Source organism: Shewanella sp. Arc9-LZ (assembly GCF_010092445.1).
Classification (GTDB): Bacteria; Pseudomonadota; Gammaproteobacteria; order Enterobacterales; family Shewanellaceae; genus Shewanella.
The window spans coordinates 2,046,178-2,058,438 of sequence record NZ_CP048031.1 but is presented as its reverse complement, the minus strand read 5'-3'; the positions used below and the strand labels follow the sequence as shown (position 1 = coordinate 2,058,438).

11 protein-coding genes are annotated in these 12,261 nt (G+C 40.2%); all 11 read right to left on the bottom strand.

Annotated elements, in window-relative coordinates; all coding sequences use genetic code 11:
* Window positions 1–8 precede the first annotated feature (8 nt).
* The 11 genes from pheS to speA all read right to left on the bottom strand — a co-directional run bounded on the left by pheS (window position 9) and on the right by speA (window position 11,856).
* On the bottom strand, window positions 9–992 hold the full coding sequence (pheS, locus tag GUY17_RS08905; protein ID WP_059745381.1) for a phenylalanine--tRNA ligase subunit alpha: 984 nt from the start codon (window positions 990–992) through the stop codon (window positions 9–11).
* A gap of 479 nt (window positions 993–1,471) precedes the next feature.
* Window positions 1,472–4,339, bottom strand: a complete 2,868-nt coding sequence (locus GUY17_RS08900) for an ExeM/NucH family extracellular endonuclease (RefSeq protein ID WP_162022916.1) — start codon at window positions 4,337–4,339, stop codon at window positions 1,472–1,474.
* Window positions 4,340–4,864: 525 nt separating this feature from the next.
* The gene (locus GUY17_RS08895; protein ID WP_162022915.1) at window positions 4,865–5,749 is read right to left on the bottom strand and encodes a RimK/LysX family protein; all 885 of its coding nucleotides are present in this window, start codon (window positions 5,747–5,749) and stop codon (window positions 4,865–4,867) included.
* A gap of 55 nt (window positions 5,750–5,804) precedes the next feature.
* On the bottom strand, window positions 5,805–6,155 hold the full coding sequence (locus GUY17_RS08890; RefSeq protein ID WP_101087551.1) for a DUF3802 family protein: 351 nt from the start codon (window positions 6,153–6,155) through the stop codon (window positions 5,805–5,807).
* A gap of 82 nt (window positions 6,156–6,237) precedes the next feature.
* Window positions 6,238–6,813: a YceI family protein gene (locus tag GUY17_RS08885; protein WP_101087550.1), complete on the bottom strand. Its 576-nt coding sequence runs from the start codon at window positions 6,811–6,813 to the stop codon at window positions 6,238–6,240.
* A gap of 60 nt (window positions 6,814–6,873) precedes the next feature.
* Window positions 6,874–7,341 carry a YaiI/YqxD family protein gene (locus GUY17_RS08880; protein ID WP_162024328.1) on the bottom strand — a complete coding sequence of 156 codons (468 nt, stop codon included), beginning with the start codon at window positions 7,339–7,341 and terminating at the stop codon, window positions 6,874–6,876.
* Window positions 7,342–7,370: 29 nt separating this feature from the next.
* Window positions 7,371–8,009 (bottom strand): pyridoxamine 5'-phosphate oxidase, encoded by a 639-nt coding sequence (pdxH, locus tag GUY17_RS08875; protein ID WP_101087548.1) that lies wholly within the window; start codon window positions 8,007–8,009, stop codon window positions 7,371–7,373.
* 102 nt (window positions 8,010–8,111) lie between these two features.
* Window positions 8,112–8,345 carry an arginase family protein gene (locus tag GUY17_RS21330; protein WP_368039263.1) on the bottom strand — a complete coding sequence of 78 codons (234 nt, stop codon included), beginning with the start codon at window positions 8,343–8,345 and terminating at the stop codon, window positions 8,112–8,114.
* Window positions 8,327–8,458, bottom strand: a complete 132-nt coding sequence (locus GUY17_RS21325; protein ID WP_368039262.1) for a hypothetical protein — start codon at window positions 8,456–8,458, stop codon at window positions 8,327–8,329. The genes GUY17_RS21330 and GUY17_RS21325 overlap by 19 nt, the downstream gene beginning before the upstream one ends.
* A 304-nt stretch (window positions 8,459–8,762) precedes the next feature.
* Window positions 8,763–9,692: an adenosylmethionine decarboxylase gene (locus GUY17_RS08865; RefSeq protein WP_162022914.1), complete on the bottom strand. Its 930-nt coding sequence runs from the start codon at window positions 9,690–9,692 to the stop codon at window positions 8,763–8,765.
* A gap of 253 nt (window positions 9,693–9,945) precedes the next feature.
* Entirely contained in the window at window positions 9,946–11,856 is a 1,911-nt protein-coding gene (gene speA / locus GUY17_RS08860) for a biosynthetic arginine decarboxylase (RefSeq protein ID WP_101087546.1), read from the bottom strand.
* Window positions 11,857–12,261: the final 405 nt, after the last annotated feature.

The following is a 12,261-nucleotide window of genomic DNA, read 5'->3' as shown; positions in this document are numbered from 1 at the left end:
TTGCTCCGTTATTTGAATTGCTTAAGAAAACGTAAATCGTTTTCGAAGAAGGCACGTAAATCATTTACGCCGTAGCGCAACATGGTTAAACGCTCAACACCCATACCAAAAGCAAAACCAGAGTATTTTTCAGGGTCAATACCCACACTGCGCAATACATTTGGATGTACCATGCCACAGCCTAATACTTCTAACCACTTACCGTTTTTTCCCATCACGTCTACTTCGGCTGAAGGTTCTGTAAATGGAAAGTAAGATGGGCGGAAACGTACTTCTAAGTCTTCTTCAAAGAAGTTACGTAAAAAATCATGCAAAATGCCCTTAAGCTCGGCAAAGTTAACGTTTTCAGCAACCATTAACCCTTCAACTTGGTGGAACATTGGCGTGTGAGTTTGGTCGTAATCATTACGATAAACACGGCCTGGAGAAATGATCCGAAGTGGCGGCTTTTCATGTTCCATCGTGCGAATTTGTACGCCCGATGTTTGGGTGCGTAACATCACTTTAGGATTAAAGTAAAAAGTGTCATGATCAGCACGAGCAGGATGATGCTCAGAAATATTTAACGCATCGAAATTATGGAAATCATCTTCGATTTCAGGACCTTGCTTAACAACAAAGCCTAACTCACCAAAGAAGGTTTCAATACGTTCGATAGTACGCGTAACCGGATGTAAACCACCGATATCTAAGGTACGACCAGGTAAAGTCACATCAATATTTTCAGCAATTAATTTGGCTTCTAACTCAGATGCTTTTAATCCGTCAATACGCTCAGTCAACTGCTGTTGAACGGCTTGTTTAGCTTGATTGACTGCGGCACCAAAGGCAGGTTTTTCTTCTGCACTTAATGATCCCATCATTTTCATCATGTCAGTGATTTTACCTTTTTTACCAAGGTAATCGACACGGATATCATCCAATGTCTTTAGATCACTGGCCTTATCAATGACTTCTAAGGCTTGTTCTACGATCTCGGTTAACTGCTGCATGTTATCATCCACTGCATTTTTGCATTTAAATGCGATTGGGCGTCTTGTCGGCTATGCGAGTACACAAAAGTGATAACTCGGTAGTGAGTGACGACGCGGTAGTTTGACGCTTATTATGACAAATAAACCATCAAAACTGGGGTTAAAATAAAAGAGTGAAATTTTACGTTAGCGAGTCTAAATTTACTAGTCATTATTGGTATATTTAATGGCAAATAGTTGTATTTAACTACAATTACCCCTCTTAGTGTGTATCGGTGACGACAAGTAATAAGCTAACAGTCTTGCTAAGCAAAATCGTCGGTCTGCTGATGGTGAGAATAGATGAATGTCTATTGAGCTTGCATGCAACAATTTAGTGCCGTTGAACAGTCATCATAAAGGTCGGTTTACGCGGATAAAACACAATAAAAAAGGCGCATGTTGCGCCTTCCTCATTATTTTTCGTGAATATTTATTCACATATCGACAATATTTACCTATCTAAAATTGAGTGTTGCAGTGTCTTTTTCATCGTCATTATCGACTACCGTCAGTGACACAGCTTTATCGCGACGACTGAAACTAAACGCGATTGGCCCATGTGCTTTTCGACCATTATTAAATAGCCAGTTTTGACGTTTAATAAAACCGTCTTGGTCATAGCTCGTTGAAATAAATAATTTCATAAACCATAAGTTAACCAAGTGTATTTGTGCAGTTGGCGCTATATTAGCCGGTTCAACAAGCACATTTATGGTTTTCACGGTTGTCACAACCTCACCTTTATTGTCAGTAACAGTAAGCTGAACTTGATAATTACCTGATTGCAGATATTGATGTGAAGCCGTTTCTCCATTAGCAACAGTACCATTAACGATAGTACCATCACCAAAATCCCATTCTAATGACGTAATATCACCATCATTATCAACAGAGGTAGACTGAACCTGTAGTTGGCTACCATTGATTTGATGATCAAAACTGGCGATTGGGAGCTCATTTTTCACCTCAAATTGCAGTGAAACAATCACAGGATCATGGTCTGAAGAGCGGAAGCCATCAGCTTGATACAAATCTTGTATCTGAGCAGCAGATTTAAACTCTTGGTTATAATCAAGGATCCTTGGCTCGTCAGCATTGATGTGCCATTCCGTTATGGCTAATACATTATCCAATAACGCTTGGTTTGCTAATGCATGGTCTAATTGGCCTGACTCACCCGAGAACACATAGGAGTATGAATTAACACTGCCAAGATGCTCATTTAATTCGCTATAGCCATGGCTGGCAAGTTGAGTGAGTGGATTTTCTTTGGCATAAGCATTTAAATCACCCATTACCAAGATTTTTTGCTCTGGATACTGCTCCATTAACCATTGCCCAATAGCATCTGTTGCCCGGGTACGGGTTAAATTACAGTTACCTTGGCCATCCAATAAATCAGGATCATTGTTACTGTCGCAACTACTTCCTTTTGATTTTAAATGGTTTACGGCGACAACAATGCTGCCCTCACGGCCATTGAGCATAAATGATTGCGTTAACATCGGACGGTTTTTACCGTCATCAAACAATGCCGCGCCATTTCCATCAACAGGCGAATTAGCTGAAGATAATATTTGAGCATCACCTGTTGGAGTGATTTTATCAGCACGGTAGATCATTCCCACAGCAATGGCATCGGTACCTATTTGTGCCACTGAAGGCACAACATAAGCGTATACCTCCGCTCCCATAGCTTGGTTTAATCCGCTGACTAAGTCGTTAATGGCTGAATCACTACCATAGCCGTCATTTTCAATTTCCATTAAACCAAATACATCAGCGTTAATGGCATGCATTGCACTGATAATTTTCACGCGTTGACGCTCAAATTCAGATAATGTGTCGGCGCCGCGATCAGTCGGAAATCCATTGCCGTTGCCATCACCGTTGAAATAATTAAGCACATTGAAACTGGCGACACGAAGATCTGCGCCAAGCGCTAACTCTGGAGTAGATTGTCGCGGGTTACTTTGCACTACATTGACCACTTGAGTTGGCATCACACGATATTGGCTAAAGCCATAATGCATAATACCCTCGAGCCCGGTAACAGAATCGCCTACCCGTAAGGTATTTGAGGCTGATAACCCAGGAGCTGGATAAGGTATCTGTTCAGGATTTTGGCTGGTTAAGCCATCATCCAACAAGATACTATCTCTGGCATTCGCTTCAGTCACTGCCAGCGCTGCTGCACCAGGTAAAGCAACTTGAGTACCGATAAAATGGCGACTACTGCCTAATGATACTTCACCATAACGGCCCAAGTTATACACTTCATTGACCACCAGAGATTGATCGAATAATACCCGCATGCCTTCAACACGCTCAAGTTGTTGATTGTCGGCTAACGGCAATGTGACAGTAGCAACCACAGGCAATGGTAGGTTAGTACCACATAACGCAAATTGAGTCACATTAGACAACTGAGTTGTGCCTTGATATTCGGCGACAGAAGCTTGTAAACGAATTCTATCACCGGCATTCACGTCAAGTGATTGATTACCGCTGTAAACAAAAATACCTTCTGAGGTGTTAATGTCAGCATCGACTTCGCTGTCGGCCATTTGGATAAATATACCCTTTAGCCCAGCTTGTTGATTACTCGTCACAATCGCTTCAACCACCACGTCTGAACCCACTAGAGGGCTTGTGTCATCCATCCCTTGAATGTCATGGATTGCGACTGCGCTTTGTGAACAGACAAATTCTATTGGGTCAGTTGGATCTACTGGGTCTACCGGATCTGTTGGACCTGAATCATTACCCGCGAAAACACCTAAATCGCTGATGTCATCTTGAGCAAAACCTTGCCAGCCAGTAAATGTGACTTCGTCGTCAATGATGGTATCGGCAATTAATTGAGTGGCGTCACGACGAAGAGTATTGTTTTGGGTCGATAAATCACCTGCTCCCCATTGTGAACCGGGGTCTGTACCCACTTGTCCTAAAGAGTCGATCACTACGCTATTGTGACTGAGTACAATGGCATCATCACCATTAAAAAAGCTCGCTGTACTCGTCTGTTGAGCAAGCGCAAGGATCTCTGCAGATGCGTCATTATCGGCGATAACAAACGTTGAGTTGGCTGCAATATTGCCATTCAATGCAATATTGGTTGTCGCTGCGGTATTGCCATTAAAATAAAACGACAACACATAATTACTCAAATCTATCGCTGTCGAACTTGGATTGTACAATTCAATTGCTTTGTTATTACTGCTGCCTTCTATGTACTCTGAAATAAGCACATCTTGAGCAGCAACATTGAATACCATTAAAGATGATATCGATATCGCGAGCAACGACTTTTGAACTAACATAGTGAACCCCTATTCATTATCCATAAATCCAATGAGTTAATTTAATTATTCAATTGATATTTTATTGCTTGGTATAACCTCAGCTCGGAATAACCGTTGTAATAAACAGATAAAGATCCGTTTATGTTCAAATCATCAATATCAAGCTTGCCATTGTTTTGCTAACAAACCGTATTGACGAATCAATAGTGTACGAGTTGTAAGTTGATACAACAGAGATAGCGAAATAAGCGCATGTTTGATAAGCATTTATGATCCCGCGTTGAGGCTACATAGCTCAATCAGCGCTTACTATAACGATTACGGATGACAATAAGGTTGCAAAGATGTTGCAGTGAATACAAAAGCAATTTCAGTCAACAACCGCGCCTAACTACCGCTTATTCACACACCTCTTTCTACGATCTTTTTTGGTTACCTAGGCGTGAAAAACAGCCAAAAAAATACCGCTCATATTGAGCGGTATTGTTAGCTGATGTTATTGAACGATGTTATTGACTGATGTTATTGACCAATAATAAGCAATTAATGCTTTTTAGACACATCAACCATATAGTGACCTTGTAACCAATTTCGGCCAATTAATAATTTATAACCCATTTTGGTACGGTCTTTAAGATTCACATCGACTATAAATTCATGACGAGGTTCACCAACACTTAACCTCACCATATAACGCCTTTCTGTACCTTGTGCATTACGAATTAACGATGTGCCCCGAATTTTGGTGCGAACATCAGCTTTTTCGCCTTTTTCATTCGCTGTGGTGAACGTAATCATCTTACCGATGTTATTTTCAATGTTCACTTTGTCTTCATTCTCGACTCGAATATTAACTGCATGTAATGAGTTTTCAACGGCGCCGGTATCTATACGCGTATTGTACATTAAGCCAGTTTGCTTAATGCTCAGCTCAGCTAAAGGACCAATGGTCTTTTTGTCAGAAACATCCACAATGTAGTTATGTTTTAAAAAGTTACGCCCAATAAGTAATTTGTAATTCATGTGGCTACGATCGCGTAAGTTAACATGAATATTATGCAATTGATCAGGAAAACCTATATCAAGCTTCACCATGTAACGAGTTTCAATACCTTGAGAGTTTTTCACCCTTGAAGTACTGACAATTTCGGCTTGAATGCGTTTTTTATCACCACGTTCATTTTCAGTAGTGAATTCAACAATTTTACCAACATTGCTTTTCATTTTTTTGGATGCACCGCCAAGGATTTCTAAATTGACAGCGTGCAGTGAAGTGTTCACGGCACCTGTATCAATGCGAGCATTATATTGTAGTCCTGACTTAGCTACGGTCATGGTTTCAACTTGACTTAAAACGGTTTTATCACTCGCAAAAACAGATATAGAAAGCAAACACAGCAGAGTCGAAATCACAATTCTTTTAAACATGATCAATCCCAAAAAATCCACAAATCGCTTTAGTAGCGGCTAATTTTATGTACGTTTATTGCAATAAATGATCAACTTCTTGATCGAATAAATTTTTAATCAGTCCTGAAAACTCAGTAATAAAAATGCTTTGTTCAGGGGTGGCTTGTTGATTGGCTACAGAGGCTAAAATCTCTTCTAAGTCATATACAATCGCGTCAATTTCGCGGATCACCATATTACGTTGTGCAAATGATAATTGCGGGTTTTGCCCACATACCATAATGATCTGAGCAGATAACTGCTCTTCAAACAATTCCATGACAGTTTCCGTTGCAGCGGCATTACTCTCAGACGACTCAAATAGCCCTAAATGTTCAGTTAAATACTGAATTAAATGCATGTATCCGTCTTTGTCAGTAACCATTTCATACCACCTTTCTTAAAAACGACTTAACAGGAAATGGCTCTCAACCTGATGATTGAAAACCATTGATAACCACATATAACTATTGCGCTAAGGTTAGCACAAATGACACTGGCACCGCTAAGCTGATACTCGGCAATCCCGCCATTTCTTTAAGTTTTTCGACACCGGACACTAAACCAAATTCACTTGCTTGAACAATCACTGGCGCTAAGCTTGAAATCACCATTTTCTTATCCGACAATTTAGCGACTAACACATCAAAGCTCTTCTGTTGTTTCTGACCATGTAGCTTAATGGTTGCTTCAACTTGCGTCGTTAGCGTGTCACCGACTTTTAATCCGGCTAGCAATTTAGGGTTAACCACTGCATCCAAGGTTAACTTAGGAAACTGTGCCACTTCAAATAACACTGCTTGCATTCGTTGATCACGAATTTCTATTCCGGTATCAACACTGGTTAAATCAATCGATAAAGAAAATGCACCAGCATCCGTTAATGAACCTGCAACTTGTTTAAAATGATGCACTTCAGCAACATCGGCTTTCTTAATCGAAATGAAGCTCACCCGAGAATGATCTTGATTGACTTGCCAATCGCCTGCCATCACTGATGTACTCAGCAAGCTCGCGGCTAATAATGGTAACCATTTTTTCATCGTAAAGTCCTTTGTATAGAAAGTAAGATTAACAATAAATAAGTATAGAGTAATCTTTGGTTATATCTTGCTGGGGATCAATCTAGCCAGCCATTTGTCTAACGCTTGTGCAAAAGCATGTTTATCCGTTTGCGAAAAACTGTTCGGACCACCAGTATGGATGCCACTGCTGCGCATTTCTTCCATAAAATCGCGCATCGTCAGAATCTGTTTAATATTTTCAGCTGTATACACGGTACCACGAGGGTTTAATACTAGTGCGCCTTTATCAACCGCATCAGATGCCAGAGGAATATCAGCAGTGACGACTAAGTCCCCTTTGACGACTTGTTCCACAATGTAGTTATCTGCTTCATCAAAACCCGAACTCACCCGTATCATGCTAACTAAGGGCGAAATAGGCACTTTAATCATTTGATTGGCCACTAACACTAATCGAACCGATTTACGCTCAGATGCCCTAAACAACATTTCTTTAACTGGGTTGGGGCAAGCATCAGCATCAACCCAGATTTTATTGGTTATCACCGCAAAATGCTCCACTTCATTAACACTCATTAAGGTGCCAACCGATCAATATTCCAATCCGCATCGGTTTTAGTGTAAATAAATCGGTCGTGTAACCGATGTTCACCACCCTGCCAAAACTCAATGCTAGCTGGTCGCACCAAATATCCACCCCAAAACTTAGGTAATGGAACCTCACCTTGGGCAAATTTAGCTTTCATTTCAGCAAATTTACCTTCTAACGCCTGTCGTGCGCTAATCTTGCTTGATTGTTTAGATACCCAGGCAGCAATTTGGCTGTCTTTTGGTCTAGACATAAAATATTTCGCCACGTCCAACATCGATAATGGCTCCGCTTGCCCTAATACAGCCACTTGACGTTCAAGTGGATGCCAAGGAAACAGTAAACTGACTTTACTGTTAATCGCAATTTGTTTTGCTTTGCGGCTTTCTAAATTAGTAAAAAACACAAAACCGTTATCATCAAACTTTTTTAATAACACAATACGTTGAAATGGCTGGCCATCTTCGTCTACCGTCGCGACACACATGGCCGTTGGGTCAGTAAGTTGGGCATCTTTTGCCTGTTGCATCCATTGTTCGAATAGATCCATTGGGTTAACAGGCAAATTCGCTCGTCTTAATCCGCCCTGGGTATATTCACGGCGAATATCACTTAAATCACTCATATTGGTTCCTCATTAAACCTTGCTGAACCTATTCTACGCTGAGCAGACACAAAAAAGCCAACGTCAACTCGTTGGCTAATGTGTTTAATTACAAAGTTGAAATTACTTTTTAATTAAGCCTTTACCTTCAGCCCACACCTGTAGCATTTCAAGGCCCAGTGTTGCTGCAGCTAGCGGGGTAACATCTGTATAATCATAAAAGAGTGCTAGTTCTACAACATCCATGCCGACAATATTTAAACCACGTAAGCCACGAATGATCTCGCTAGTGAACTTACCACAAACGGGCGTAGCTGTAGCGGTTGCAAAAGCTGGGTCTAAACATAAACAGTCAATGTCGAATGTCGAATGTCGAATGCGACGTATAACGGCATATCGCCAACACGCATAATTAACTGTTCAACCATTTGTTGAGCCGTTAAGTTATTCACGGTAGCGGCATCAATCACTTCAAAGCCATGACCTTTTTTGTGCTATTCAGTACAAATAGCAATTTGCATTGAATGCTCAACATCAATAAACCCCTCACGCAGTGCATAGTAAAACATTGTCCCGTAGTCGTACCGTACTTACGGCCTTGGCGGTATCTGTGTGGGCATCAAAAGGTAAACCAATAACAACGTCTGCGTCAGACTCTGCGGGTTTGAAATCAAGCGGTTGGCGTAAATAGTCACATGGGTTTGAATAATACGAATAATCAAATTTTTCTACGAAAGTAGTTATAAACGACCAAAAGATGGCAACTGTTGATAATTATAATAGTGTAGGGCTCAGCAGTTCTGAGCAATCTTGCTGATAGTGGTTAAAGTGTATAGTGAAACCTTGCTCGATTGGCATCGCGCAATGGCTTAAACACAAATAATTTAAAAAGGGTTTATTGGCAATATGACTATTAAAGCCAATAATGTCACAGCTACTAGGCTGCAATAATCTTACCAGTTCAGCAAAAACATCAACCGGCGTTGAGCTAAGATCAATGTTAGTTTCAACACTCACATATGAGCTATTTTCTTGTGGTGTAATGTGTATTGTAAAATATTCAGCACCGCGAATACCGTTTATTGAATAACCTAACGGACTGAATAAATACTGATCAATACTAAAACCATTAAATAATTGTTCCAGTTGCAGCATCTGACTAATTTGAACAGTTGATTGCTGCTCACCACGTAAATAATCAGCTACTGCACCAGAAATATGGTACATCAGCAGTTCATTGGTAGTATCGAGCTGGCTAGCTTGATAGTCTTTGTTGGTCGAAAATATATAGTGATGATGGCTATCTAAATGACCCATTCGATAGGCCTGCCCAGCAATAAACTGCCTTAATCTAAACACATCATCGATAAAGGAAGTTGCTTGTAAATGGGCATAGTATTCATTTTTGCGTTGATAACAAATGTACGCAATCGCCTGTTCACTTAAATGTTCAATGCAGTAGCATGCAGATTCTACCAACGTGCTAGCCCCGCAAGTGAGCATAACGATACGATCATCCCAAACAAATAAACTCGATTCACTCAGCAAATAAGCATCACAATATTCATTACTTATGGAAGATAAAATGTCTGCATTTGAGGCAGCAACGAGCCCCAGCCAAAATGTTCGATCTAAGGATCGTAATTTAGGCGCTGATTCATTAACAATAATCTCTAACTTTTTCTCTGAACCTTCAAAAAACATGTGTAACTACTCAGCACTTATTCTAATTAGAGATGTTTGTATAAAAATGTAATGTCTCATGGTTAAGCCATATATGCGCAGTTAAAAGAGAAAAAAGCGTAGTTTAGCGGTTTAAATAAGCATTTCCCAACGATAAAATAGGCTTAAATAGAACTGCCTGAATAATTACAAATATGTTAGCAACTTAAAAGCCTAGCGACCTGAGATCGCTAGGCTTTTTTAATAACAAGCTAACATCACTTAGTCGATAAGATTAAAAATCTTCTAAGTAAGTGTAACCCTTAAGCCCTAACTGTAACTCTTCTAGAATACTGGCACGCTCTTCTTCAACAATATGCTGATTTACAAGCTCTTCATAAGTGCGCATAAAGTCAACCGCATCTAAGTTTACATAACGTAAAACGTCAGCTACCGTATCGCCTTCTAAAACAGATTCAATCTGGCTTAATCCACGCTCATCAATGCGAACAACAGCAGAGTTAGTATCACCAAACAAGTTATGCATATCACCCAAAATTTCTTGGTATGCACCCACCATAAAGAAACCAATCAAATATGGGCTGTCGGCACTCCATGCTGGGACGGGCAATGTGGTTTCAATTCCCTGACCGTCTACGTATTGGTCAACAATACCGTCTGAGTCACAGGTAATATCTAACATAACCGCACGGCGCTCAGGTGCTTTATCTAAACCCGATAACGGCAACACTGGGAACACTTGATCAATACCCCATGCATCAGGTAATGACTGGAATAAAGAGAAGTTAACGAAAAACTTATCAGCTAACTTTTCATTTAATTCGTCAATCACTGGACGGTGATAGCGGTTATTGTTGCTTAATAGTCCCTTCACTTCATGGCAAACACGTAAATTAGCTTGTTCTGCCCAAGCTCGGTCAGCCAAACTTAATTGACCCACAGCAAACAATGAGTGTGCTTCAGAAATATCACTTTGACTATCATGGTAAATTTCAATAATTGCACGTTGATCATATCGACCGCTGATTTCTAACCAAGATTGCCACATATTGTGGAGCAATTGCGGCGCCTCTTCACTTGGTTCCTGAATATTTTCTGGTTGATACGCTTCAGTACCAATAACATCAGTAATTAACACCGCATGATGCGCCGTTAAATGGCGACCAGATTCAGAAATAATACGCGGCATTGGTTGCTCGTACTCATTACATAAATCAGTTAATACGTTGACGATATTGTTAGCATACTCATTTAAACCATAGTTCATTGAGTTATTGCTCTGACTACGAGTACCATCGTAGTCAACCGCTAACCCGCCGCCCACATCGAAACAATCAATGCTGGCACCAAGTTGGCGCAATTCACAGTAAAAACGGCCAGCTTCACTTACGCCTTGGCGAATGTCGCGAATATTGGCAATTTGCGAACCTAAATGGAAGTGCAATAGCTGCAGAGAATCAAGCATATTAGCACTTTTTAATTCAGCTATAACTTTCAACACTTGTGCTGCAGACAAACCAAATTTAGACTTTTCACCACCGCTGGCTTGCCATTTGCCTTTGCCCTGGAAAGCCAAACGCACACGTAAACCTAAACGAGGTGTAATACCAAGCTTTTCAGCTTCAATTAATACCATTTTAAGTTCTGACATTTTTTCCAGAACGATATACACCTTATGGCCAAGCTTTTCGCCGATAAGTGCTAAACGAATATATTCTTTATCTTTGTAACCATTACATACAATGACCGAACTGGCTTTTTGTGCCATAGCAAGTACAGCCATTAACTCTGGCTTACTACCGGCTTCAAGTCCTAACTGAGGGACTTCTTTAGATTTTTGGCTAGCTAAAATTTCTTCAACTACCGTTTTCTGTTGGTTTACTTTAATGGGGTAAACTAACAAGTAATCATTTTGATAATCGTACTTCTTAATAGCATCATTAAATGCTTCGCATAAACTTTCCACTCTATGGTGTAAGATTTGCGGGAAACGGACTAATACCGGTAACGAGACGCCTGCTTCGACCATACTTTTGGCTAGTTCATTTAAGCCGACTTTATGATCAGGATTTTGTGGGTTAGGTGACACTGTCACTTCGCCATCTTCACGAATACCATAAAAACCTTGGCTCCAGTGAGTCACGTTATAACCCGAGCGAGCATCTTCGATAGACCAATCAGACATAATTATTTTCCGTATTTGTATCAAAGTTAGCAGTTGACCAAAAGTGGCTTCTGCTTGTTAAAAATCCAGATAACACAACAATGCTATCCAAGAAATAAAAATGGTTTATTCAGCACTATGATTATGGCTGTAAAACCTGTGACAGACAAAATGAAGGCCCTATAAATTGGCTCGAGATCATATCGTCATTGTTATCATGTTTCGCATCTGCTTATATAGAACATCTTACGCAGAAATCCACAAAGCATGCAAATTTTGGCTGCTGAACATCAGTTCGCTGCTGTAACAAGTATTTTACTGATTAAGCCTGCAGTTAGTTCACTTTTTAATTGCTAACCAACCACATTTTTAGCCTTTATAAAAACGGCGCAATTAAAACCTGCAATGATGTGTAATGCAAGTTAA